Annotated in this window: 21 protein-coding genes and 1 tRNA gene; 6 read left to right on the plus strand and 16 right to left on the minus strand. The window is 69.8% G+C overall.

Annotation, left to right across the window (positions count from 1 at the left end):
- The first annotated feature begins 289 nt into the window (after nucleotides 1–289).
- Nucleotides 290–670, plus strand: a complete 381-nt coding sequence (locus D7V97_RS17520; protein ID WP_120611789.1) for a hypothetical protein — start codon at nucleotides 290–292, stop codon at nucleotides 668–670.
- 12 nt (nucleotides 671–682) lie between these two features.
- Complete coding sequence (locus D7V97_RS17525) at nucleotides 683–970, plus strand: hypothetical protein (RefSeq protein ID WP_120611790.1); 288 nt, start codon at nucleotides 683–685, stop codon at nucleotides 968–970.
- A gap of 57 nt (nucleotides 971–1,027) precedes the next feature.
- Here D7V97_RS17525 and D7V97_RS17530 read toward each other — a convergent pair whose 3' ends face one another.
- The 6 genes from D7V97_RS17530 to D7V97_RS17555 form a co-directional block, all read right to left on the minus strand.
- Nucleotides 1,028–1,657: a glutathione S-transferase family protein gene (locus D7V97_RS17530; RefSeq protein WP_120611791.1), complete on the minus strand. Its 630-nt coding sequence runs from the start codon at nucleotides 1,655–1,657 to the stop codon at nucleotides 1,028–1,030.
- A gap of 163 nt (nucleotides 1,658–1,820) precedes the next feature.
- Entirely contained in the window at nucleotides 1,821–2,945 is a 1,125-nt protein-coding gene (locus D7V97_RS17535) for a slipin family protein (protein ID WP_120611792.1), read from the minus strand.
- Nucleotides 2,946–3,220: 275 nt separating this feature from the next.
- A tRNA-Trp gene (locus tag D7V97_RS17540) sits at nucleotides 3,221–3,290 on the minus strand.
- Between the two features lie 241 nt (nucleotides 3,291–3,531).
- Nucleotides 3,532–4,203 (minus strand): class I SAM-dependent methyltransferase, encoded by a 672-nt coding sequence (locus D7V97_RS17545; protein ID WP_120611793.1) that lies wholly within the window; start codon nucleotides 4,201–4,203, stop codon nucleotides 3,532–3,534.
- A 41-nt stretch (nucleotides 4,204–4,244) separates the two neighbouring features.
- A complete protein-coding gene (gene glgX, locus D7V97_RS17550; protein ID WP_120611794.1) occupies nucleotides 4,245–6,389 on the minus strand; it encodes a glycogen debranching protein GlgX in 2,145 nt (714 codons plus the stop codon).
- A 139-nt stretch (nucleotides 6,390–6,528) separates the two neighbouring features.
- Complete coding sequence (locus D7V97_RS17555; RefSeq protein WP_120611795.1) at nucleotides 6,529–7,800, minus strand: hypothetical protein; 1,272 nt, start codon at nucleotides 7,798–7,800, stop codon at nucleotides 6,529–6,531.
- 248 nt (nucleotides 7,801–8,048) lie between these two features.
- Here D7V97_RS17555 and D7V97_RS17560 point away from each other — a divergent pair, with 248 nt between their 5' ends.
- Entirely contained in the window at nucleotides 8,049–8,264 is a 216-nt protein-coding gene (locus D7V97_RS17560; protein WP_120611796.1) for a hypothetical protein, read from the plus strand.
- Between the two features lie 114 nt (nucleotides 8,265–8,378).
- Here D7V97_RS17560 and D7V97_RS17565 read toward each other — a convergent pair whose 3' ends face one another.
- From D7V97_RS17565 to D7V97_RS17575, 3 genes are all read right to left on the minus strand, one after another.
- Nucleotides 8,379–8,954: a hypothetical protein gene (locus tag D7V97_RS17565; RefSeq protein WP_120611797.1), complete on the minus strand. Its 576-nt coding sequence runs from the start codon at nucleotides 8,952–8,954 to the stop codon at nucleotides 8,379–8,381.
- A 230-nt stretch (nucleotides 8,955–9,184) separates the two neighbouring features.
- Complete coding sequence (locus D7V97_RS17570) at nucleotides 9,185–9,772, minus strand: hypothetical protein (RefSeq protein WP_147444845.1); 588 nt, start codon at nucleotides 9,770–9,772, stop codon at nucleotides 9,185–9,187.
- A gap of 48 nt (nucleotides 9,773–9,820) precedes the next feature.
- Nucleotides 9,821–12,307, minus strand: coding sequence for an RND family transporter (locus D7V97_RS17575; protein WP_199728841.1), 2,487 nt, complete (start codon nucleotides 12,305–12,307; stop codon nucleotides 9,821–9,823).
- 374 nt (nucleotides 12,308–12,681) lie between these two features.
- Here D7V97_RS17575 and D7V97_RS17580 point away from each other — a divergent pair, with 374 nt between their 5' ends.
- Entirely contained in the window at nucleotides 12,682–15,171 is a 2,490-nt protein-coding gene (locus D7V97_RS17580) for an RND family transporter (protein WP_120611799.1), read from the plus strand.
- Nucleotides 15,172–15,339: 168 nt separating this feature from the next.
- The gene (locus tag D7V97_RS17585) at nucleotides 15,340–15,984 is read left to right on the plus strand and encodes a sterol desaturase family protein (RefSeq protein ID WP_120611800.1); all 645 of its coding nucleotides are present in this window, start codon (nucleotides 15,340–15,342) and stop codon (nucleotides 15,982–15,984) included.
- Between the two features lie 24 nt (nucleotides 15,985–16,008).
- On the opposite strand, the gene D7V97_RS17590 is transcribed toward D7V97_RS17585, so the two are convergent.
- The 6 genes from D7V97_RS17590 to D7V97_RS17615 form a co-directional block, all read right to left on the minus strand.
- Nucleotides 16,009–16,590, minus strand: coding sequence for a dual specificity protein phosphatase (locus tag D7V97_RS17590; protein ID WP_120611801.1), 582 nt, complete (start codon nucleotides 16,588–16,590; stop codon nucleotides 16,009–16,011).
- A 17-nt stretch (nucleotides 16,591–16,607) separates the two neighbouring features.
- Nucleotides 16,608–17,597, minus strand: coding sequence for a hypothetical protein (locus tag D7V97_RS17595; protein ID WP_120611802.1), 990 nt, complete (start codon nucleotides 17,595–17,597; stop codon nucleotides 16,608–16,610).
- Nucleotides 17,587–18,831 (minus strand): GtrA family protein, encoded by a 1,245-nt coding sequence (locus tag D7V97_RS17600; protein ID WP_120611803.1) that lies wholly within the window; start codon nucleotides 18,829–18,831, stop codon nucleotides 17,587–17,589. The genes D7V97_RS17595 and D7V97_RS17600 overlap by 11 nt, the downstream gene beginning before the upstream one ends.
- On the minus strand, nucleotides 18,824–19,759 hold the full coding sequence (locus D7V97_RS17605) for a phosphatase PAP2 family protein (RefSeq protein ID WP_120611804.1): 936 nt from the start codon (nucleotides 19,757–19,759) through the stop codon (nucleotides 18,824–18,826). The genes D7V97_RS17600 and D7V97_RS17605 overlap by 8 nt, the downstream gene beginning before the upstream one ends.
- Complete coding sequence (locus D7V97_RS17610; protein ID WP_120611805.1) at nucleotides 19,737–21,071, minus strand: inositol-3-phosphate synthase; 1,335 nt, start codon at nucleotides 21,069–21,071, stop codon at nucleotides 19,737–19,739. Before D7V97_RS17610 ends, D7V97_RS17605 begins: the two co-directional genes overlap by 23 nt.
- Nucleotides 21,072–21,477: 406 nt before the next feature.
- A complete protein-coding gene (locus D7V97_RS17615; protein ID WP_120611806.1) occupies nucleotides 21,478–22,002 on the minus strand; it encodes a pyridoxamine 5'-phosphate oxidase family protein in 525 nt (174 codons plus the stop codon).
- 166 nt (nucleotides 22,003–22,168) lie between these two features.
- On the opposite strand from D7V97_RS17615, the gene D7V97_RS17620 reads away from it, so the two are divergent.
- A complete protein-coding gene (locus tag D7V97_RS17620) occupies nucleotides 22,169–22,663 on the plus strand; it encodes a hypothetical protein (RefSeq protein WP_120611807.1) in 495 nt (164 codons plus the stop codon).
- A gap of 15 nt (nucleotides 22,664–22,678) precedes the next feature.
- Here D7V97_RS17620 and D7V97_RS17625 read toward each other — a convergent pair.
- On the minus strand, nucleotides 22,679–23,515 hold an 837-nt coding region (locus tag D7V97_RS17625; protein ID WP_233582916.1), incomplete at its 5' end, for an aldo/keto reductase.

A 23,515-nucleotide genomic window follows, 5' to 3' on the forward strand; every position in this document is an offset into this window, starting at 1 on the left:
ATAAGAGACAGGGGGGCGGACAGTCGGGGCGGGATTGCGCGAAGGCCGGCAGGGCCAGCAGACAGACGAAGAGCGTGGCGAGCGTGACTCGCATGGTTGGAACCTTGGGTTTCAGGGTGTGCCGGGGGGACATTGCAGCCCGTGGGCCAACCCCATACGGCTCGGAAACCCCTCGGAAACGGCCCGGTGTGTCGGCCCGCGGGAGACACTTCGCGCGCGGGACCGTGGCTGTCCGGCCACACGTTCAAGGTATCCTGGAGTTCAAATCAATCCCGGGAGACGTGTCGCCATGGACCTCAAGCGAAGCGCGGTCGTGTTGGGAGTGTCAGGCCTGCTGATGGCGTGCGGTGGGACTGAGCCTGTCGGGGGCGCGGTGGAGGAAGCCGGGCCGGACGAGCAGGGGGGCACGGTCACGGCGATGGTCTACACGGACCACGCCATCGTCACGTGTCAGAGCGCGACGATGTACGGGAACTACTCGACGACGTCGGGGCCGAGGGATCCGATCCGCACGCTTGGCTACGGCGACAAGGTGGGCATCCGGCAGGACGCGGGCACGGCGTCGTGGGCCGTCATCCTGGACTACGGACCGGATGACTGGGGCTATCTGCTGCGCTCGTGCATGACGCGCTGCTACGGCCCCAACAACCCCATCGCTGGCTGCTTCTGAGAGGACACGACCATGACGACGACCCAGACGCTCAAGCGCGTGGCACTGGTCGCATTCTGCGCGGTGGGCGCGTGGCAGGCCTTCCAGGTGAAGCCAGCGTGGGCGGCGACGCGGCTGACCGTGTGCGCCCAGGACCTGTACGTCCGCGATGCGCCCGCGGGCATCTTCATCGGCACGCTGTACGCGGGGCAGACGATGGACGTGACGAAGTACTCGCCCAGCGGTGACTGGGCGTATGGCTTCGCCTACGGCCACGTGAACAAGTGGGGCTGGGTGCAGAACGGGTGGTTCTGCAAGTAGCCCGCGCCGCTCGCCTCTTCGCTGACGGGGGGCACCGGGAGGTGCCCGCCCTCGGCGTCAACCGCGGGGCAGGGACGGCGCGGTGCGCTTCCACGCATCGAGTTCCTGCACGCGCCCGAGCCAGGCCCGGAGGTTCACGTAGTCCGCGATGGGCAGGCGCGCCGGACCGGCGAGGGCGAACGACGAGGCCAGGGAGAAGTCCGCGAGCGTCAGGCGATCCTGCGTGACCCACGTCCTGTCCTTCAGGTGCGCGTCCAGCAGCTGCGCGTTCTGCGCGACGAGCGCCTCTCCCCTCGCGACCTCGACGGGGTCCGCCGGCCCGCGGCCCGACTGCGCCTTCACGAAGTTCTCGAAGACCAGGACGGTGTTCGCCGGGGCCATGTGGGCCGCGCACCAGAAGAGCCAGCGGTTCACATCGGCGCGGCCCTGCGCATCCGTCGGGAGCAGGGTCTGCCCCGGTGTCTTTTCGGTCAGGTACAGCATGATGGCGCGCGACTCCCAGAGCAGGAAGCCGTCGTCATCCAGCACGGGGACGCGCCCATTGGGGTTGAGCTTCAGGTGCGGAGCCCCGCGCTGCTCGCCCTTGGGCAGGTCGACCATGATGCGCTCGAGGGGCACGTCGAGGTGGGCGGCCACGAGCAGCACGCGGCGCGAGTTTCCAGACAGGGGATGGAAGTAGAGCTTCATGACAGTCCTCCTGGACCGCATCGGGTGGATGGGAAGAACCTTGCCCGCCCGCTGTGACAGGTGATTGTCAGGTATTGTCTGGCGCGGACGATTGTTCAGCGCCTTCGCACGAAGGCCCCCGGACCGTGCTTCCGGTCCGAGGGCCTCGATTCTCACAGGTGCATCAGCCGCCCTTGAGCTGGAGCGTGGGCACCGCGCCCTCGCCCAGCACCAGGTGGACCTGACCCACCTTGGCGGCGAGGTCCTTGTACGCCTCCAGCTCCTTGAGCCGCACGAGGAGCGGGTTCTCCGCCAGCACCTTCGCCGTCTGCGCCATGGACCGCGTGGCCGCCGTCTCCTCGCGGCGCGTGATGACGTTGGCCTCCGCTTCCTTCTGCGCCTGGATGACCCGGTTGAGCAGCTCCTTCATCTCACCCGGCAGCACCACGTCCTTGATGCCGAAGCGCAACAGCTCCAGGCCCACGTTCTCCGCCCCCGTCCGCACCTGTTCGAACAGCGACGCCGCCACTGCTTCACGGGACGCGAGCAGCTCGTCCAACGTGCGCGTGGCCACCGCCTCCCGTGAGGCCAACTGCATCGCCAGGTACAGCACGTCGTCCGGCGCGCGCGCGGTCACCGCCAGCCGGCGCGCGTCCGCCACCCGGAACGCCGCGGACAGGTTGAGGCGCAGCGACACGCGGTCCTTCGTCATCACCTCCTGCCCGGTGACGTGGAGCAGCTTCTCGCGCAGGTCGATGACCGCGAACTGCACCTTGCGCGCGACCGTCCACGCCGCGTGCCGGCCCGGAGGCAGCACCGTGTCCAACACGCCGTCCACGTACCGCAGCGCCACGCTGCCCTCCGCGGCGATGGCCTCCGTGTAGTCGGTGGCGGGAAGGAGCGCGCGGACCTCGTCCGACGGAGGCGTCGTCGTCACGCCGGACACGTCCACGCGCTCCACCCGCACCGTCGGCGTCTCGGGCCGACCGGTACGACCGGGCAGCCGCTGCGCCGTCCACACCTGGTGCTGACCCCGCTTCAGCCACTGCACCGGCTGGCCGTGATGGAAGAGGATGGCCCGCTCGTCCGGGCCCAGCTCCACCACCTGGAGGTCCGTCTCCGGCACCAGCGCCAGTTTGGCTTCGTCCAGGCGGGTCAGCGGCTGATCAACCGAGACGCGTTCGAAGCGGACGTGCTGGAACGGACGCACCACCCAGTGCCGGCCCGGCCCCAGGTACTGCTCCGCCCGCCCGTTCACCACCACGAACAGCCGCTCGTTCTGCGCCACTTCCACCCGACCGATGCCCATGACACGTCACCTCAGTTGCCTCCCGTGAAGGGGAGGGTGCTGCGAAAGAAAGGAAGGAAAAGGACCCCGCCGCTCACGGGCGCTTCACGCGAACGGACCGTCCGGTCCGCCTACCGCCGCCCGCGCGTTCGCACCGGATGCCGGTCACGGACGGCGACCGGTGCGTTCCGCGAGCAACACGGAAGCATCCGGAGGCCCTGGCGACCGGCCAGGCTGCGTCGAGGAGGTGGAGGAAGCGGTGGACTCGCGGTGGCACCAGCGAAACGACGGGGTCCCGGCGAACGAAGGAATCGAACCTTCGACAGCGAGAGTTGGGGTCTCGTGCTCTACCAGTGAGCTAGTTCGGTAAGCGCCCAGCGTGGGCATCCGTTGCGCGCCTTGCGGTGGCGCGCGACCGGTACGGCCTTCGATGGTGGGGGAATGCGCGAGCGCGATGGCCTTGAAGAACGTCCAGCCCATGCTCCGACGCAGAGCGCCCTTGCCTGGAACCGGATGCCCCGGGCCAGCCCCGTGCACCCCCTGAAGCTGCCGACGGGGGCACCAGACGCGGACGCGAAAAAAGCCTGACAGGCGCCCGCAGCGAAACTCAGCCCCGCGTCACGTCCCACCAGCCGAACCACATCGTGCGCTCCTCCACGAGCTGCACCCATCCAGGCGCGTGCACGTAGCTCCCAACATGCAGCCCCGCGGCCTCCAGCGCGCGCGCCGTCTCCGTGAAGGACCACAGGTGCAGCGTCACCTCCGCGTCCGCCGTGCCCACCGTGCGCGTGGCGTCCTCGTGCGCCTCCAGCCCCGGCCTGTGCTCCAGCACCGTGAAGAGCATCCGGCCCCCGGGCTTCAACGCCCGGCCCAGGTGCCCCAGCACGCGCGGCAGGTCCTCACAGAAGTCCAGGCAGCCAATGGCCAGCGCCACGTCGAAGCGGCCCAGGTCCTCCGGCACCGGCTCCAGATAACCATGCACGCGCCACGTTCCGGAGGGCCGCGCCCGCTTCGCCAGCTCCAGCATCTCCGGCGCCAGGTCCAGGCCCACCACGTCCACGGATGCGTCCAGTCCCCGCGTGTGCAGGCCGGGCCCGCAGCCCACGTCCAGCACCCGCATCCCCGGGGCCACCGCTTCCGCGAGGAAGCGCTCCACCCGGTCGCCGTAGCGGTGCAGCGCGGGGTAGAGCACCTCGTAGGCGGAGGCGATCTCCCCGTACACCCGCGCGACGGCGGATCCACCGTGCCCGGGTCCTCCGCCGTCCGCTTCATCCGCCATGCCGCGCACCCTCGCTCACGCGAGCGGTGCGCCGCAAGCCATCACAGCGCGCTGCTGCCCCCGCTCTTGCGGAACACCGCGAGCGAACGGCCGGCCATCTCGAACGAGCCCGGCTTCATCTCCTCGTCGCCGCGCTTGTCGTCCGCCGTGTAGAGCTCCAACACCCAGACGCCGCCCTCGCCCAGCGGCGGCACCTTGAAGGACACCGTGTCGTGGTGCGCGTTGAGCAGCACCAGCAGCGAGTCGCCGCTCACGCGCTGGCCTCGCTCGTCCGGCGTGGGGATGGCGTCGCCGCCCAGCAGGTACGCCAGCGAGCGCACGAAGGGCTTCTGCCAGTCCTCCGCGCCCATCTCCGTCCCGTCCGGGCGGTACCACGCCAGGTCCTTGTGCTCGGAGTCCCACAGGTGCTCGCCCTGGAAGAAGCGGCGGCGCTGCAACACCGGCTGCCCGTGACGGAAGTGGATCAGCTTGCGCGTGAACGCGAGCATGTCCTGCTTCGTCTTGTCCAGGTTCCAGTCCACCCACGACAGCTCGTTGTCCTGGCAGTACGCGTTGTTGTTGCCCTTCTGCGTGCGCCCCATCTCGTCGCCCGCGACGATCATCGGCACGCCGTTGGACATGAAGAGCGACGCCAGGAGATTTCGCTTCTGGCGCTCGCGCAGGGAGATGATGGCCTTGTCGTCCGTCTCCCCCTCCACGCCGCAGTTCCAGGCCTGGTTGTCGTCCGCGCCGTCGCGGTTGTGCTCGCCGTTGGCCTCGTTGTGCTTGGAGCTGTACGTCACCAGGTCGTGCAGCGTGAAGCCGTCATGCGCTGTGACGAAGTTGATGCTCGCCTGCGGCCTGCGGCGCGCCGCCGCGAACAGGTCCGCGCTGCCGGTGAGCCGGTAGCCCACCTCCGACGCCTGGTTCTCGTCACCCTTCCAGTACTTGCGCAGCGCATCCCGGTACTTGCCGTTCCACTCGTGCCACGGCGACGGGAAGCCGCCCACCTGGTAGCCGCCGAGCCCCACGTCCCACGGCTCCGCGATGAGCTTCACGCGGCTGAGCACCGGGTCCTGGTTGATGATCTGGAAGATGGGCGCGTTCGGGTCGTAGCCGCCCTGGCCCACGCGCCCCAGCACCGTGGCCAGGTCGAAGCGGAACCCGTCCACATGCATCTCCTCCACCCAGTAGCGCAGCGAGTCCACCACGAAGCGCGCCGTCTGCGGGTTGGAGGTGTTGATGCTGTTGCCGCACCCGGTGAAGTCCAGGTAGTGCCGCGGGTCCGGCATCGTCCAGTAGTACGACGCGTTGTCGATGCCCTTGAACGACAGCGTGGGCCCCAGGTGGTTGCCCTCGCACGTGTGGTTGTACACGACGTCGAGGATCACCTCGATGCCCGCCGCGTGCAGCGACTTCACCATCGACTTGAACTCGGCCACCGCGCCGCCCGGCGTCTTGCGGCTGGCGTAGCGCTGCTCCGGGGAGAAGTAGTTCAGCGTGCTGTAGCCCCAGAAGTTCGACAGGCCCTTGTCGTTGAGGAACGAGTCGTCCGCGAACTCGTGCACCGGCAAGAGCTCCACCGCCGTGACGCCCAGCTTCTGCAGGTGTTCGATGATGGCCGGGGAGCCCAGGCCCGCGTAGGTGCCGCGCTGGTGCTCCGGCACGCCCGGGTGCTTCATGGTGAGGCCGCGCACGTGCGCTTCGTAGATGACCGTCTTGCGCCAGGGGATGTCCAGGCGCCGGTCATTGCCCCAGTCGAAGAAGTCGCTCACCACCACGCCCTTGGGCATGCCCGCGGCGCTGTCGCGCTCGTCGCGCATCAGGTCCTTCTTCGGATGCTCCAGCGGGTAGCCGAACACCGGCTGCTTCCAGTCCACCTCGCCGTGGAGCGCCTTGGCGTAGGGGTCCACCAGCAGCTTGTGCGGGTTGCAGCGGTGGCCCTTCTCCGGCTCGTAGGGACCGTGCACGCGCAGGCCGTACAGCGTCCCGGGCTCCAGGTCCGGCACGTAGCCGTGCCAGACGAACTCCGTGCTCACCGGCAGGTCGAAGCGTTCAATCTCCTTCGTCGGGTCCGCCCTGTCGAACAGGCAGACTTCCACCCGCGTGGCCACCTGGGAGTAGACCGCGAAGTTGGTGCCCGACCCGTCGAAGGTCGCGCCGCGCGGCCAGGGCTTGCCCGGCCAGATCTCCCGCTTGCCACTCATGGGTATCGCTCGATTCCGTGGGGAAAATGCCGACGGAATCTGGATGCGACCTCGCGGTGCGGCAAGACGTCAGGGCTTCCTGACTGTCCACCGGACGGCGCTCTGGCGAGTCATGGGGCCTGCAACAACCCCCCTGCCCTCAGGCCGCCACGGCGTGATCCAGCGAGCGCCAGGTGCCCAGGGCCCAGTCCTGTTCGTCCGGGTCGTCGAAGCTGACGACGCACAGGGCCCGGCGGTTGCCCGAACGGCAGAGGGCGGTGAGCCGGCACTCCCCGGGCCCGACGTGGAGCGACGCGCGGCCGCTGACGCGCGCCCCGTGGTGCTCCAGCTCCAGGGCGCGGCGCTCCGGGCTGGTGGGCGCCAGCTGCTCCTCCGCCGAGTCCTCCAGCGGCAGCACGCGCACGGTGCGGCGGTGGTCCCGGGCCACCCAGCTGCCGTCGCCCAGGAGCGTCTCGGCCAGGGAGCCGGGGATGCGGATCTCCCAGCCCTCGGGGAGCGCCACCTGCACGGAGCCCCGCCGGTAGCCGATGGAGGGCCCGGTACCGGGTGACTCCAGGGCATGGCGGTGGACCTCCTCCGCGACCGTCCCGCCCACGCCCAGGTAGCCCAACACCTCCTGCCATTCGCGCCACGGGTAGGGCAGCGAGGGGTCCTCACGCCACGCCTGCTCCAGCAGCCGGGCCACGTCGCGCAGGCGCTGGCGCTCCTCGTCCAGGAGGGGCGGGCGCCAGACCACGTCCGTCCACAGGCGGCACAGGGCGCGCTGGAAGCGCACGCGCGCGTCCACGCCCGGAGTCCACCAGGGGAACACGTCCATGCCCTGGCGCGGATCCTCGACGACGGCGCGCAGCCAGCGCTCGTCGCGCGGCCCCATGGGCGTGAGCAGCGCGCCCGGGTGCTGGAAGGTGTGGCCGAAGCGCATGGACAGCGCGAAGCCGGAGTTGCCCAGGCTGCGCATGCGCAGCACCTGCCCCACCGAGTGCTGCAACCACCCCAGCATGTGCTCCTCCACCGGGCCAGCGTCTCCGGAGTGGAAGTAGCCCGTCGCATCCCCCACGCCCGCGTCCGCGTCCGGCGGGGCCCAGATGATGCCGTGGGCCTCCCCCAGGGCCTTGAGCAGGTCGCAGAGGTACAGGTGGTAGCCGGGCCCCACGGCGCTGGTCTCCGCGGACACGACGAGCCGCTCCTGGGTGGCGGCGAGCACCGACACCTCCCCCGCGGCCGGGTGCAGGCGCAGGCGCAGCACGGGAGCGCCCTGGGGGCCGTCCTCGATGCGGGAGCCCTCCTCCAACAGGTCCCCCGCCGCCTGCTGGACCCAGGCCTCCACGCGCTCCAGCCAGCGCAGGGGCGCCTCCGGGGGGAACGACAGCGGGTCGCTTGCGCCTCGTCGGCCTGCCAGCAACAGCTTCATACGTCGGGTGCCTTCGGTTCGGGTGGAGGGTGGAACCTCTCTGGATAATGCCGTCCCCTGCTCCCTGTCATCCTGGGATGCCTGCTTCCGGATGGCCGCGTCCGCTTCCAGGGCCCCTGGCGGAGCGCCCGGAGGGCATCCAGGCGCGGGCCATGACCGAGGGCCCCGGCCGGGGCTCCCCTCCCTGGTGGCATGCGGAAACCCCCGAAGCACCCCACCGTTGGAGTGACTGAAAGGAGGCGTTTGTCATGAGCAAGAAGGACGTGTTGCACATCCCCCTGGAAGGGTTGCCTCCCGCGCCGGAGCGTGAGGCGGGGACGGAGGACGAGGAGCGCGAACACCACGTGCCCCCCACCTTCCATCCCGACGGTGGCCCTGGAGATGGGCCCGGCGAGTCGAGTGATCCGTTGATCATCACCCCCGTGAGCCACCCCCGTTCGTACCCGGGCGTCAGCGTGACCTGAGCGACCCTCCGCTCAAGAAACGCACGAAGCGTCCGTGACCCCGAAGGTCACGGACGCCCGTGGTCACCGGGGCGCCGTGCCTTCACGGCGCCTCACGTCTCACAGCATGAGGACCTAGCGCGTGGTGCCGCTGTTGGGCGACAGGGTGCCCGTCGAGTCCGGCACCGGGGTGTTCGTGGTGCCCTGGGGCGCGCTCGGGTCGAGGGTGGAGTCATTGGGCAGGCTGCCGTCCTCCGGCATGGTGCTGTCCGGGGACATGCTGCCGGAGCCACCCGTGCCGGGCTCGGTCATCTCGCCGTCGTGCACGCCCGGCTCGCTCTCGCTGGTGCCCGAGCCGCCGGTGCCCGGCGTCACGCTGTCATCGCTGGGCGGCGGGGTGGTGGAGTCCTCCGGCATGCCGGAGCCGCCGCTGCTCGAGTCGGAGGGAGGCATCTGCTGCGAGTCGGGCGTCGTGCTGCCCGTGTCGTAGCCGGAGCCGCCGCTGCTGGGCGGCGGGGTCGTGGTGGTGCCGCTGCCGCTGGTGTCCGTCCCGGTGCCCGTGGAGTCCATGCCGGTGCCGGTGGTGTCGGAAGCCGGCGTGGGCTCGGTGCCGCGCGTGGCGGACTGATCCGACTTACAGCCCGTGCCGAGCGCGAGCGCGCCAGCGAGAACAGCGGCCACCGTGAACTGGGTCTTCAGAAAGCGCTTCATGTGATTCCCCTGGGTAGGAGTCCGACTGCTTGGAAGGTTCCGACTGCTGGACCGAAAGTGAGCAGGCCGGGGGATGTGTGCAGGGGTGGCTCCTCCGCCTGCCTGCCCGGGGGACAGCATTGGCAGGCCGGGTTGCCCCCTTGCGCTCATGAAGATGTCGTTTGAAGGGCCTGCCCCCTGGGCCCCCGGACGTTGCACCGCCGTCGAGCGCCCGGCGGGTCGCCCGCGCTTCAGCGCCTCTCGCCCTGGCTCTCGTCCACGACGGAGCCGCCGCCCAGGGGCGTCACGGAGTTGCTGGACGTGTTGGTGTCCGGCGACAGCGTGGTGCCCGCCGCGCCCGACACCGAGGGCCCCACCGCGGGGGGGATGACCGCGCCCGAGCCGCTGACCGTGTTTCCCGTGCCGGGGGAGCCCATGCCCCCCGTGTCCGGAGGCAGCACCGCGCCCGTGCTGCTGACCGGGTTTCCCGAGATGGGGGAGCCCATGCCCCCCGGAACCGGAAGCAGCACCGCGCCGGAGCCCGTGACGTCGCCCTGGGCGCCCGCCACCGGGTTGGTGAGGGAGGGCGTCGCGGTGTAGGGCTGGGGCAGCACCGCGCCCGTGCCGCTGCCGCCGGTGCCCGCGTCCGCGCCGCCCCCCATGTCGGCATAGGGCTGCGCGGAGGGAAGGCCCGTCGCGCCGGTGGAAGGCGTGCCCGTCACGGTGCCCGCGGGTGCGCCCGGGTTCGTCTGCCCGCTGTTGATGGCGCCCGCGGAGTTGGGGTCCACCTGCGCCACCATGACGGCGGCCAGGCCCATCCAGATCCATTGTTGAGACATCGTCCCGCTCCTTGCCCGTGTGTGGCCGGGCAGGCGACGCCTCGGCCTTCAGTGGGACGGCGTGGGCCGGTGAGGTCCCTGGCCGTCCTTCACGAGGTGCTCACCCCGGACGCGCGACGGAACCGCACGGCGGCGCCGCTTGCGCTCGGAGAGCACCAGGAGCAGGGCGGGGAAGGTCACCAGCATGATGAGCAGGTTCATGCCGAAGCCCAGGTTCGCCAGCGCGCCAATCGAGTTGAGGCCCGGGTGGTCCGCGAGGAACAGCGCGCCAAAGCCCACCGCGCTCGTGAGCAGGCCGCCGCAGATGGCCTTGCCCGTCTCCGAGTACACCCTCTTGAAGTCGCTCCCCGGCGACGCCAGCCGCGTGACGAGGTGCACGCCCGCGTCCACCGTCGTCCCGATGAGCACCGGGATGACCAGGATGTTGAGGTAGTTGAACTTCGCGTGCATCAGCGGCATCAGCCCCAGCAGCGCGAACAGCGACACCACCGTGGGCATCAGGCACAAGAGCGCGGTGCGCAGGCTGCCCAGGGTGATCCACATCGCGAGCAGCACCGCGAGCGTCGCGCCCAGCAGGATGAGCGGCGCCTCGTGCGACACCATGTCCACGATGTCCGCGAGCACCATCGCCTCGCCGGCCACCACCGCGGGCCGGCCATCCGGCAGCGTCACCCCGCGCACCTCCCTCGCGAGCTGACGCATGGCCTGCCCGTCGGACTGGTCCGCGGACGGATACACCAGCACGAAGCCGGTCCCCGGGCCGCCGTGTCCCTCGAACTGCTGGCGCACGCTGGCAGGCAGGTCCGCCGTGGTGTACGGCGCGGCCCGCACCTGCTGGCGCAGCTCCGCGAGCTGTTCCTTCTGCGGCCCGCTGAGCTGTCCTTCGGGCACCTTCTCCAGGAGCTTCCCGATGTCCTGGAGGATGACCTGCTTTCGCGCCTGTTCCTCTGGTACGAGGCTCGCGAGCGACGCGGCGAAGTCCACGGTGGAGTCCGCGCCCCGCTGCTGCTTGCGCGCCTGGAGCTCCCGGACGACCACCGCCTCCTCCTCGCGGGAGTCGGTGAGCACCACCAGCGGGACCTGCGAATAGCCGATGAGCCTGTTGACGGTGCGGTCCAGGACGAACGAACCCAGGCGCTGGTCCTGCAGCGAGGAGATGTCGTAGTCGAACCGCAGGCGCGGCAGCTGCGTGAGCAGGCCCGCCACGATGAGCGCGGACACGGCGGTGAGCAGCCCGCGCCGACGGGTGATGAGCCCTCCCAGCGGCGCCTCCGTCGTCTCCGTGGAGGACGCGCGCGGCTTCCAGCCGTGGCGCGACACCAGCCCCAGCACCGCCGGCAGCACCAGCACGTACGCGAGGATGAGCACCAGCATGCCCACGCCCGCGATGACGCCGAACTCGCGGAACGCCCGGAAGCGGGAGGTGCTCAGCACGAAGAAGGTGAGCGCCGCCACCAGCGCGGACACCAGCGCTGACCCGCCCGTGTGCGTGAACGACTCGCGCGTGGCCTGCTCGGAGGCCATCCCCTCTCCGCGCAGGTTGAGGTAGCGGCCCATCAGGTGGATGCCGTGCTCCACGCCCAGGCCGCCCAGGATGGCGCCCAGGAAGGCCGTCAACAGATTGACCTGCCCGTACACCACGCCCACGAGGCCGTACGTCCACGCAAGGCCCGCGCCCACCGGCGCCAGCACCATCCCCACCGCGAGCGCGCTGCGGAAGTGCAGCAGCAGGTAGAGCAGCACCAGCACCGAGGCCACCGCCGAGGACACCGCCACGTCGCGGGTGATCTGCGCCTGCTGATCAATCTTCTTCTGGAACGAGCCGGTGATGGAGAGGTGGAAGCCCGTCCCGTACTTCGACAGGTCCTGCTGCTTCAGCACGCCCTGCACCTCGCTGACGATCTTCCGTGAGAAGGTGAGGTCCGCGGACGACGTGTCGGGCTTGGCCAGCACCACCACGCGGCGCTCGGCGGGGTCCAGGTAGTAGTCGCTGGGGTTGCTGGACAGGCGCGTCACCGCGCCGCCGCCGTACTTCTTCTCCAGGTCGGAGAAGTCCAGCGACGGGGCCGGCGCGTCGTCCAGCGACACGAAGAGCGGGTTGGCGCGTTGCCGCTCCCACCTCAGGCGTGCGTCGATGCGGCGCTCCACCTCCTTCAAATCTTCTGGCGACAAAAAGTAGAGCGCATGGCTTCGGAAGAAGCTGCTGGGGCGGGTGATTTCCACGTAGCGGATGCCCGGCAGCGCCTCCAGCTGGGGGGCCAGGTCGTCCGCGAAGCGCTGGAGCTGCGCCGGGTCTCCGTCCTCGCCCACCACCACCACCCACCCCTGGGCGCCGAAGCGCTCCTCCAGGGTGTGGATGGCCTGCACGCTCTCGAAGGACTTCGGCAGCAGGTCCACCAGGTTCGCGTTGAGGGAGAGGTGGCGGGCGGACAGCAGGCCCAGGCCAGACAGCACGAGCGCGCAGAGCAGGGCGAGGACGGGGCGGCGGTGGTTGTGCGCGGCGAGCGCACCCAGCGTGCCCTCCACGCGGTGCATCCAGGGGCGCTCCGCTGGCGAAGAGGGGTCCGGGGCCTTCATTCGAGCCAAAGCTGGCCACCCGGCGGACCTCCTGCAGGGGGGTGTGCCCCCGGGGCCTGCCCGGCTGCCCTGGACCAGGAGAGGCACGGCGGGTGCGGCGCCTGTGCGCACCCGCGTGATGCTGATCCACTGGCGGAGCGCCCGCCCGGACGGCATACCTCCTCGTTTGTTTCATTGCTGCCTGCTCCCCGGTCCCACCATGCGGCCGACGGAGGCCCCGGGACGACGCCTGGACGCACGATGGCCCCAGGCATATACGCGTGGGCGGCCCGGTTTGGCCGGGCTCAAGATGCCTCGCCGTCACGGCAGGCCTTCAGCAGGAAGTCACATCCATGAGCGAGATGCGGTGGTCCGAACGGTTCGAGGCGGCGATGGGCTCCCTGGCGGCCCGCAGCCACCAGCGACCCTGGGTGGCGCTGTTCGTGACGCTGTTGCTGACGGGCCTGGGCACCTTCTGCGCCCGCAACCTGACCCTCAACGCGGACCTGGTGAACCTGCTGCCCAGGACGTTCCAGTCCGTGCAGGACCTGGAGAAGCTGCGCACGCGCTTTGGCGGCATGGGCAACGTGGTGGTGGCTGGCATCGGCGCGGAGCCGGAGCAGCTCAAGCAGTTCGTGGATGACATGGCGCCCAAGCTGGCGAACCTGGCGGAGGTCCGCTTCGTCAACTACCAGCGGCCCAGCCAGTTCTTCGAACAGCACGGGCTCTACTACGTGGACCTGCCGGACCTGAAGGTCATCCAGGAGCGCATCGACGCGCGCTTCGCGTGGGAGAAGGAGCAGGCCAACCCCCTCTTCGTGCGGCTGGAGGAGTCGCCGCCCCCGTCGCTGGACTTCACCGACATCGAGCAGAAGTACACCGGCGGCGCCAACCAGCGGCTGTCGGGTCAGGGCGGCGAGCTGTACTACCTGGATCCGCAGGAGCGCATGGTGGTGATGCTGCTCAAGGCGAAGGGCAGCTCCGCGGACCTGGGCTACTCCAAGCAGGTGATTGCCCAGGTGCAGGACTTCCTGTCCAAGCAGGACCTGTCCAAGTACGGGCCCGGCTTCCACACGGAGATCACCGGCACGTTCAAGAAGAAGATCGACCAGCAGGGCGTCATCACCGGCGACCTGGCGCGCGCGTCGACGCTGGCCCTCGTGCTGCTGCTGGCGTACCTGGCCTTCCACTTCCGCAGCGCGCTGTCGGTGGGGCTCACCATGGTGCCGGTGGTGGCGGGCCTGATGTGGACCTATGGCTTCGTGGGCGTGGCGTACGGGCAGGTCAATCTGCTGACGGGCTTCCTCGCCGCGGTGCTGGGCGGCCTGGGCGTGGAGCACGGCATCCACCTGTTGGGACGCTGGGGCACGCTGCGCTCGGAGGGCATGTCCTCCGTGGACGCGGTGCGTGAGACCTTCATGCACACGGGCTTCTCCGCGCTCATCTCCGCGCTGGTGGCGGCGCTCACGTTCCTGAGCCTGTCGCTGTCGGAGTTCCGAGCGTTCCACGAGTTCGGCGTCATCGCGGCGGTGGGCATGCTGGTGAGCGTGGCGTCCTACCTGCTCATCCTCCCGGCGATGCTGGGGCTGGTGTCGCGCTGGGGCTGGACGCCGCGCCAGCACCAGGCGCAGTCGGGTCCCATGGCGATGCTCGCGCGCTTCCTGCCCCGCCGCTACCGCGCGGTGGCCATCGTCCTGGGCGTGGTGCTGGTGGGGCTCATGAGCCAGGCGTACCGGGTGACGTTCAACTACGACTCCACCAAGCTGGATGACGTGACGCTGCCGAGCGTGCGGTTGGACCGGCGCATCGACCACATCCTCGGGTACTCGGCGACGCCGGTGGTGGTGCTGACGGACTCGGAGAAGATGGAGCGCGAGGTGGTGAACCAGCTCCAGGCGCGCAAGCAGCAGTACGGCAAGGACTCCACCATCGACTTCGTGGGCGCGCTGGAGGACCTGGTGCCCCAGCAGCAGGCGGAGAAGCATGCGCTGCTCCAGTCCATCCACAAGAAGCTCTCGCGCATCGACCCGGAGAAGGTGGCCAAGGAGACGCGCGCCAACCTGGTGCGCGCGGTGAAGATGACGGATGCGCAGCCCTTCACCCGCGAGGATCTTCCGGTGAGCCTGCGCCGCCAGTTCGAGCCCGCGCACGGCCAGAAGGGCGGCGTGGTGCTCGTCTACGCGAACGTGAGCCTGTCGGACGGCATCGGCACGCGGCGCTTCACCAAGGAGGTGCGCAACCTCCAGCTGTCGGACGGCAGCCAGGTGTCCGCGGCGGGCGAAGCGCTCATCCTGGCGGACATCCTGGACATGGTGGCCTCCGAGGGGCCGCGCATCCTGGTGGCCGCGGTGCTCAGCGTGTTCGTGGCGATGTGGATGACGCTGGGCAGCCTGCGCAACGCGGTCATCTGCATGCTGCCCACGCTCTTGTCCATCGCGGCGCTGGTGGGCCTGATGTCCATCCTGGGCCTGCAGTTCAACTACCTCAACATCGTCGTCATCCCGGTGCTCATCGGCACCACGGTGGACGCGGGCGTGCACCTCATTGAACGCCTGGGAGAGCCGGGCGCGGACTTCGCCACCGTGTACGCGGAGACGGGCCGGGCCATCACCGGCGGCCTGCTCACGAGCGCCATCGGCTTCCTCGCGCTGGTGTTCGCCAAGCACCCGGGCCTCAACTCCATTGGTGACCTGGCCAACCTGGGTTTCGCGGTGAACATGGTCGTCGTGCTGGTGGGCTTCCCGGCGCTGCTCCTGCTGGTGGACCGCTGGCGCAACAAGCACGGCGCCACCACGAGCACGCCCGGCGGCGACGAAGCCCAGCACCCCGCGCCGGAGAGCTGAAGCGCGGGACGGACGCGGTGAAGAGAAGGGCCCCGGCACAGCGCGCCGGGGCCTTTTTCATTGCAGGCGACACTTCAGCGAGACGCCCGGCCAGGGGCACTCGGCGGTCCCCCGCCCAAGACTCATTCGCGTATGAGTCGCTCCTTCTTCCGTCATGAGTCCGGCCGCATGTTCGAGAACGCCTTCCTCGAGGCCAGCTCGAAGCTGCATCCCGCGGGGCCCCCCCTCTTCTATGGCCCGCTCACGCTGGGGCTGCTCGGGTGGGGCCTGTCCGCGGGAAGGACGACGGTGGGGATGAGCGCGCTGTTCGTGCCGCTCGGCCTGCTGACGTGGTTCATCATGGAGTACTGCATCCACCGGTACTTCTTCCACTGGGAGGGCAAGGGCCCGTTCACCCGGCGGGTGCATGAGATTGCGCACGGCTACCACCACAAGTACCCGGACGACGCCCAGCGCCTGGTGATGCCGCTGATCGCGAGCCTCCCGATGGCCCTCATCATCGGCGGGCTGCTGTGGCTGGTGGGCCGTCCGGCGCAGACGCTTCCGTACTTCGTCGGCATCGTCTGGGGCTATCTGTTCTACGACTTCATGCACTGGTCCACGCACCACCGCAGGCCGCGCACGGCCTGGGGCCGGGAGCTGCGCGCGCACCACATGGCGCACCACTTCGCGACGCCGGACCGCAACTTCGGCATCAGCAACCGGTGGGTGGACGTCCTGATGCGCAGCGCCGGACGACGCCTCAGGAACGCCAGCAGGGACGCGCCAGGTCAGGCCCCCCATCCCGGAGAGCGCTCGGACGTGAAGCCCTGAGGTGCGTGGAAGCCGCGCCCGCTGCTACGCGGCCTGCTCCGGCACGCCCGTCCACGCGGCCACGAAGTCCGCGAGCCCGCGAAGCTGACGGTCGTTCAGCGTCGCCTGCCAGCGCGCGTGGCGCACCGCCCGGTACGCGTCCGGCGCGTCCCAGCCGCGCGCCACCATCACCGCCAGCCCCATCAGCGGGCCCCGGCCCACGCCGTGCTCGCAGTGCGCGTACAGCACGCCGCCCGCGTCCAGCCGGGGCAGGGCCCACCGCACGCCCTGGGACAGCTGCTCCACCGACGGCGGGAAGCGGTCCGTCACCGGCAGGTGCATCAGTTCGATGCCCAGCGCGGCCAGCGCCTCGCGGTCATCGCAGCGCTCCGCGCGCAGGTCGATGACGGCGGTGATGCCCCGGGCCTTCAGCTCGCCGTAGCGCGAGCGCGGCACGCCGCCGCCCACGTGCAGCCACTCATTCACCTGGGACACGTTGAGGGCGCGCTGGCCGGGCAGCTTGGTGGTCCACTCCACCCCGCGCGCCACGACGCGCAGCACCTGCTTGCGTACGAACCCCCGGACGCCGGGGACGTGATGTACCGACCGAAGCAGCGACTCGCTCACGGGCCCTCCGCCTCCTGCTACTCGCCTTCCAGCGTGACTTCCATCAAGCCTTCGACCGGCGCCTTGCCGGCGCGCTCCAGCACCGCGCGGTGCAGGTACGTCACCGGCGAGCCCACCATCGGCTTCACCAATCCGCCCAGCATGCCCAGCGACTCCACCGGCGCGCTGCGCTGCAAGAGCGACGTCGTGCGCAGGGCCAGCACCTGGCGGCCGTCGTCGCCGGTGAACTCCGCCTTCCACGCGCTTCGCTCCTTGGTGCCCTCGCGGCCCAGCGTGAACGACTCCAGGAGGCGCGGCGCCTTGCCGTCCTCCCAGAGGTACACCGGGCCGTAGTCCCCCTCCAGCCCCTCGCGCGCCAGCAGCACCACGTGCTGGCCCCCGCGCAGCGCGCGGAAGCGCACCCAGCGCTTCGCCAGCTTCGCCGGAGCGATGGTGGACCGGCTGTGGTCCGAGTAGCCGCCGCCCACCAGCGTCTCCTCGGAGGCCTTGGGCACCTGGAGCGTCACCTTCACGGGGCTCGCGCCCAGCAGCACCTCATGGCGGTAGCGGTCGTTGCCCAGCTCCACCACCGAACCGTCGGGCGACCACGGCGCGGGCTTCTGCGCGTAGTCCAGCACCACCCTGCCGCCGTCGAGCGCCACCTCCACCCGCACGCTCTTGTCGGTCGTCTTCGCGCTGCACGCGCCCACCTTCAGCGTGTCGCTGGCCGCGTCGTAGCTCCACTCCTTGCCGCCCACGCGCGCCTGCGGCGACCACAGCGGCTTGCCGGGCCGCAGCACCGTCGCCCGGCAGATGCCCGTGCGCGAGCCCGGGCCGATGTTCGTCACCGACAGCTGCGTCAGCACGAAGCCGCCGTCGTCCGTGTCCGCGATGAAGGTGAAGCTCTCCCCGTACCGGTCGTTGGTGCTGAACGTCGGCTCCAGCACCCCCGCGCCCGCCAGCCCCGGCAGGGCCAGGGCCAGGGCCAGCATCACCCCGGAGACACGGCGGCGCGTCTCACGCCGCATGGGGGCGCTGCTCCAGCAGCGCGTCCGACGAGGCATCGTTGAAGACGTAGTCGCGCTGCAGGGGAAGGTTCCACGCGAAGTACACGACGCCGCGCACCAGCCACCAGCCCAGCGTGTAGGCCAGCTGCGGGTGGAGCGTGAGCAGCGCCACGCCGCCCGCGTTGAGCAGCGCGCTCGTCCCGCTCACCAACACGTAGCGCGCCAGCTGCGGCGCCACCGCGCCGTGGCTGCGGAAGGTGATGACCCGGTTGATGGAGTAGTTCACCACGCCGCCCAGCACGCAGCCCGCCACCGTGGCCAGCACCGGCGACAGCCCGGCCCACTCCACCATGCCCAGCACCGCGACGAAGTCCACCGTCGTGGCGATGGCGCCCGCCGCCGCGTTGAAGCCGAACAGGGCCACGCCCGAGCGCGGCTGCACGGGCTTCTTGGGCGTCAGCGCCCGCACCAGCGTGCGGAAGCGCGACACCGCCGTGACGTTGCTCATGATGGCGACGAACACCAGCCCCACCACCGCCAGCCAGTGCATGGGGTGCTTCTGCTCCGGCCAGAACAGCGCCTCCAGGATGGGCGACAGCGCCGTGCCCACGCCCAGGAACAGCACCCGCTCCAGTCGCTGCATCGCACCGTCGCGCACGCTCACGCCCAGGCCTTCTCCCTTGGCGCGCACGTACGGCACCAGCGACGAACCCAGCAGCGCGCCCAGCGCGGGCAAGAGCACCCAGGTGTCCCGGTAGTACCAGGCCAGGCCCATCAGCATCGCGGAGTCCACATAGCGGTCCAGCACGGAGTCCAGCGCCGCGCCCGCGGGGTTGGCCTCCTTGCGGGTGCGCGCCACCCGGCCGTCCATCACGTCCAGCACGCCCGCCAGCAGGAACAGCCAGCCGCCCACCGTGAAGCGGCCCGCCGCCACCGCCACGCCGGAGGACACGCCCAACAGGCCCGACAGCATGGACAGCGCGTTGGCCGGCAGCCCCGAGCGCAGGAGCACCCGCCACAGCGGCTGGATGACCCAGAAGAAGTAGTGGCGCAGGAAGAAGCCCACCAGCACGGACTTGCCGCGCGTCAGCGTCTCCGCGTCCCTGGGGATGCCCTTGATGGCGCACCGGATACAGAAGAGCACCAGCCCGCCGAGGAAGTACGCGATCGCGAGGAGCGCGGGCGCCAGCGCGGTCCAGATGCGCGCCGAGGGGGACAGGTCTCCACTCAGCCAGGCCAGGACGTTGTCATGCACGGGTGTTTCCTCCAGACGGCAGGGGCATGGGCGCCGCTTGCGACGCCTCGCTGCTCCAACGAGCGAATACGGCCCTCACGACGACGAACGCCACGATGGCCGCGACGGACCCCGCGAGCACGTCGAGGATGTAGTGGTGCGTGAGGTAGATGGCGGAGAAGGCGACGAGCAACGCGAAGATGATGGTGCCCACCCGCCACGCGACGCCCCGGTGCCAGAGGACCAGCACCATCATCAGCGGGTAGGCCGCGTGCAGCGACGGCATGGCGCCGAAGACGTTGGGGTTTCGCGAGTAGAAGTTGGCGAAGTAGTGGATGCCGAAGAAGGCATCGAAGCGCGCGGTGCCCGCGGGGCTGGGCAGCGCCGCCAGGTTCGCGGGGCCAGGTCCGTACTTGAGCACGTACCAGGGCGGTGCCGCGGGGTAGAGCACGTAGATGACGACGCCAATGGCGTTCACCACGAAGAACGCCCAGCAGAGCGATTCGAAGCGGCGGTCCTTCTTGAAGAAGAACCAGAGCGCCACGATGAAGACCTCGTAGAGGTACGCCGCGTAGGCGAAGCCGCACAGGAGGTCCAACGGGGTGTTGGGGTTGTGCCACCACCACTCGGGCCAGATCATGCCGCCCGGAGCGGGGAACAGCGTCCTCTCCAGGTTCCACAGGTCGCCGGTGTGGATGGCGCCACGCACCCCCAACCACAGCGACTGGCTGTCGAGGATCATCCCGGTCAGCCACAGCGGGAACGCGCCCCGGAGGAACCGCCGCGGGCCGGCGCCGGCCCAGGCCAGCACCACCAGCAGCAGGTCCGCCGCGACGTGTTCCCACCGGATCCGACCGGTGATGAACACCAGCGCGAAGTGGCCCGCCGCCAGGACGGTGACGAGCCACTTGAACGCGTTGGGGTTCTTAGCGGGCGAGCGGGAGGTCATCCCCGTAGTAATCAAGGCCGAGGTGGGTGATGGGCTCTTCGCCCGCGACGACGCGCAACGTGTTCTTCAGCTTGGTCAGCTGGATGAACAGGTCGTGCTCCACCGGGAGACCCGGGTGGGCCATGGGGCTCTTGAAGTAGAAGGACATCCACTCCTGGATGCCCCGCCACTCCAGCCGGCGCGCCAGATCCAGGAACAGCGCGATGTCCAGCACCAGCGGCGCGGCCAGGATGGAGTCGCGGCAGAGGAAGTTGATCTTGATCTGCATCGGGTAGCCCAGCCACCCGGTGATGTCGATGTTGTCCCAACCCTCCTTCGCGTCGCCGCGGGGCGGGTAGTAGTGGATCGACACCTTGTGCGAGTACTTGTTGTACAGCTCCGGGTACAGGTCCGGCTGCAGGATGGTGTCGAGCACGCTCGACTTCGTCACTTCCTTGGCCTTGAAGGCCTGGGGATCATCCAGCACCTCGCCGTCGCGGTTGCCCAGGATGTTGGTGGAGAACCACCCCTCCAGGCCCAGCATGCGCGCCTTGAGCGCCGGCGCGATGACGGTCTTCATCATCGTCTGGCCGCTCTTGAGGTCACGGCCGGCGACCGGCATGCCCTCCTGCCGCGCCAGCTCCTGCAGCGCGGGCGTGTCCACGCTCGCGTTGGGGGTGGCGTTGGCGAACGGCACGCCCTCCTTGAGGGCCGCGTAGGTGTACAGCGCCGTGGGGTTCACGTCGGTGCTGTTCGCGTCCAGGGCCTTCTCGAAGTTGGCCAGCGACTGGAACGCCTCCGGCAGGGGGCGGAAGGTCTCCACGCTGCTGCACACCACCATCACGGCGCGCTTGGCGTTGAGCTCCTTCTTGAAGTCGCGGATGTCCTGGCGGATGGCCTCGATGCTCTCGCGGTGCGTCTTCGTGGCCTTGGCGTGGTTGGCCTCGATGCGGCGCACGAACTCGCCGTCGTGCACGCCCTTCTTGGGCTTGATGCCCTGGAGGAAGGTCTTCACCTGCTCCATGTGCTTGTCGTTCAGCACCCCGGAGCGCTGGGCCACCTGGTAGGCGTCCTCGCTGATGATGTCCCAGGCGCCAAAGACGACGTCGTTCAACGTGGCCAGCGGGACCAGCTCGTTGAGCTTCACGGTCCGGCCGTCGGTCCGCTTGCCCAGACGGGCCGTGCCCATCTGCGTCAGCGAGCCAATGGGGGCGCCCTTGCCCTGCCGCGCCAGCTCCACACCCGCCATCAGGGTGGTGGACACCGCGCCCAGGCCCGGGATGAGCACCGCCAGCTTGCCCTCCGGCTTCGCGACCATCTTCTTGTTCTCCATCGTCCTGATTCCTTCGGAGGCGGGAAATCGCTCCGCCCCAATGAGCGTCTCCGAGGTCACTCCATCCGGCGCCGGCAGGTTGCCGGACGGAAGGTGGAAAATCTCGAAAGCGGATGGTTGATACTCTAAACCGTTCGTCACTTCAACGTGATGTGACGGCCAAAAGGGGCTCGTAGCACGGAGGCGGGCGGGTGCATGACCCAGGCCGGGCCCCTGCTACAAGCCACGGCGAACGGGGCTGTCAGAGAAACAGCAACTCACGGCAAATATGTCACCCACCTCGGCACATTTCCCCTGGAAGGGAGTGCCGGGTGGGTGTGGGTCCTACAAATCTGGGGGCTCCTCCCATTCCCCCGACCCTGACAGGGATGTCAGGTTCCGGGGCTCCGGGAAGGACCGGCCGGCGTCAGTTGTGGCGTGCGGGGGCGCCGCGGTCCAGCTTCTGGTTGTCCCCCGGGTGGTACTTCTCGCCGGTGAGGACGGCCTTCACGAAGCCGACGAGCTGGACCATGCGGCTGTTGGGGGTGTCCCAGTATTCGGCCTTCTCCACGGTGACGCGCAGGAGGGCGAGGTTCGGATCCTCCAGTCCCTGGGGGAACCAGGCCTTGAGGGAGGGGTTCCAGAGCTCCTGGGCCTTGGCCTTGTCGCGGATCAGATGGCAGCGCCCGCTGACGGACACGTAGCGGTCCTTGCTGGGTTCGGCGTACGCGAGGCTGACGTGGTGGTCCTTCTCCACCTCGTCCACCTTGTGGGTGTGGTCGTTGGTGAAGAACCACAGCTCGCCGTCGAAGTCCTTGTCGTAGGTCCACATCGGGCGGCTGCGCAGGCTGCCGTCGGTGTCCACGGTCGTCATCATCGCGACCTTGATGCCGTGGATGAGCTTGCCCAGATGCGCCACCACGTCCTGCGGGTCCTTCTGTGTCGTCGTCATGCACGCCTCCCCTTGGGGGCTCAAGGTAGGCAGCGGGCATGGGGCGGACACTGGCGGTGTGGCTGGTCGGCGCCAGGGCAGGCGGGCGTGTGATAGGGGGGCGTGCGGCGCCACGTTCCTCCTGACTTCCTTGGGACGGGCAGCGCGACGGCCGGGAGCGACACGGATGCTGAAGACCGCGTGGAATGAGTGGAGCCTGAAGGCGCTGCAGCTGGAGACGGCGCTCCTGGCGTTGGAGGAGATTGAATTGCCGGACGCGATGCACGCGCTCCAGGACGCGGCCCAGCAGAAGCTGCTGGAGCTGGCGCGGGCGTGGCAGAAGACGCAGCCGGCGAAGGAGCCGCGCCAGTGGAAGCGCGAGGAGACGGCGGGCGGCACGCCGCGCGACGAGGAGCTGGCGGACCTGGTGAAGGGCTTCCGCGAGGACGGCAAGACGTGGACGCTGCTGCGGCTCACGAGCGACCGGAAGGAGGTCGTGGAGACGCTGGTGTCGGAGGGGCGCGCCTGCATGGCGGCGGGCGGTGAGTACTACCTGGGCCAGTGGGACGCGGAGCAGCAGGTGCTGGAGGTGGGGCGCGACGACGAGGCGGGCGAGCCCGGCACCGGGCTGGTGCTGGAGCCGGGCGGGGAGCTGCACTACACGCCTTCGACGGACCTGTAGGCCGACCTTCAGGCCTCAGCCTTCGAGCAGCTTCACCATCTTCGCGCGCAGCTTCTCGTCGGGCAGCCGCCCCAGGCCGGCCTTCACGTTGTCCTCCAGGTGGGCCGGGTCGGACGTGGCGGGCAGCGGGCAGTTCACGGCGGGGTGGCCCAGGATGAACTTGAGGAAGAACTGCGCCCAGCTGGTGCAGTCGAAGTCAGCGGCCCAGGCGGGCAGGGCGCGGCCCTTCATCTTGCGGAACAGGTTGCCCTTGTCGAAGGGCTCCATGACGAGGACGGCGACGCCGTGCTCCTTCGCGGCGGGGAGCAGGCGCGCCTCCGCGTCGCGCATCGCGAGCGAGTAGGGCAGCTGCACGAAGTCCAGGGCGCTCGTCTTGATGTGGCGCTCCAGGTCGTCGAAGGCGCTGCGCGCGTAGTGGGTCACGCCGAGGTAGCGGAGCTTCTTCGCGGCCTTGAGCTCGCGCAGCACGTGCAGGTGCGTGTCCACGTCGAGCAGGTTGTGCACCTGCATCAGGTCCATGCGGCCGTGGCCCATGCGCTGGAGGGAGGCCTGGATTTGCGCTGAGCCCTCGGCCTTGCCGCGCGTCCAGACCTTGGTGGCGAGGAAGGGGGTCTGCTCCTGGCCGGTCTGCTTCAGCAGGTCTCCGACGACGGCTTCGGAGCGGCCGTACATGGGCGACGAGTCGATGAGGCGGCCGCCCGCGGCGAAGAACTTCTGGAGGACCTGGGCGAGGGGCGCGCGTTCGCCCGGGGCGCCGCCGACGTCGAAGGTCTGCCAGGTGCCGAGGCCGATGACGGGCAGGGCCTCGCCCGACTTGGGGATGGGGCGGGTGAGCATACGGGGGCCTTGCAG

This window comes from Corallococcus sp. CA053C (assembly GCF_003611675.1).
GTDB lineage: Bacteria > Myxococcota > Myxococcia > Myxococcales > Myxococcaceae > Corallococcus.

Coding starts and splice junctions, on each gene's coding strand:
- D7V97_RS17520 (WP_120611789.1), top strand. CDS start 290: ATGGACCTCAAGCGAAGCGCGGTCGTGTTGGGAGTGTCAGGCCTGCTG.
- D7V97_RS17525 (WP_120611790.1), top strand. CDS start 683: ATGACGACGACCCAGACGCTCAAGCGCGTGGCACTGGTCGCATTCTGC.
- D7V97_RS17530 (WP_120611791.1), bottom strand. CDS start 1,657: ATGAAGCTCTACTTCCATCCCCTGTCTGGAAACTCGCGCCGCGTGCTG.
- D7V97_RS17535 (WP_120611792.1), bottom strand. CDS start 2,945: ATGGGCATCGGTCGGGTGGAAGTGGCGCAGAACGAGCGGCTGTTCGTG.
- D7V97_RS17545 (WP_120611793.1), bottom strand. CDS start 4,203: ATGGCGGATGAAGCGGACGGCGGAGGACCCGGGCACGGTGGATCCGCC.
- glgX (WP_120611794.1), bottom strand. CDS start 6,389: ATGAGTGGCAAGCGGGAGATCTGGCCGGGCAAGCCCTGGCCGCGCGGC.
- D7V97_RS17555 (WP_120611795.1), bottom strand. CDS start 7,800: ATGAAGCTGTTGCTGGCAGGCCGACGAGGCGCAAGCGACCCGCTGTCG.
- D7V97_RS17560 (WP_120611796.1), top strand. CDS start 8,049: ATGAGCAAGAAGGACGTGTTGCACATCCCCCTGGAAGGGTTGCCTCCC.
- D7V97_RS17565 (WP_120611797.1), bottom strand. CDS start 8,954: ATGAAGCGCTTTCTGAAGACCCAGTTCACGGTGGCCGCTGTTCTCGCT.
- D7V97_RS17570 (WP_147444845.1), bottom strand. CDS start 9,772: ATGTCTCAACAATGGATCTGGATGGGCCTGGCCGCCGTCATGGTGGCG.
- D7V97_RS17575 (WP_199728841.1), bottom strand. CDS start 12,307: ATGCACCGCGTGGAGGGCACGCTGGGTGCGCTCGCCGCGCACAACCAC.
- D7V97_RS17580 (WP_120611799.1), top strand. CDS start 12,682: ATGAGCGAGATGCGGTGGTCCGAACGGTTCGAGGCGGCGATGGGCTCC.
- D7V97_RS17585 (WP_120611800.1), top strand. CDS start 15,340: ATGTTCGAGAACGCCTTCCTCGAGGCCAGCTCGAAGCTGCATCCCGCG.
- D7V97_RS17595 (WP_120611802.1), bottom strand. CDS start 17,597: ATGCGGCGTGAGACGCGCCGCCGTGTCTCCGGGGTGATGCTGGCCCTG.
- D7V97_RS17605 (WP_120611804.1), bottom strand. CDS start 19,759: ATGACCTCCCGCTCGCCCGCTAAGAACCCCAACGCGTTCAAGTGGCTC.
- D7V97_RS17610 (WP_120611805.1), bottom strand. CDS start 21,071: ATGGAGAACAAGAAGATGGTCGCGAAGCCGGAGGGCAAGCTGGCGGTG.
- D7V97_RS17615 (WP_120611806.1), bottom strand. CDS start 22,002: ATGACGACGACACAGAAGGACCCGCAGGACGTGGTGGCGCATCTGGGC.
- D7V97_RS17620 (WP_120611807.1), top strand. CDS start 22,169: ATGCTGAAGACCGCGTGGAATGAGTGGAGCCTGAAGGCGCTGCAGCTG.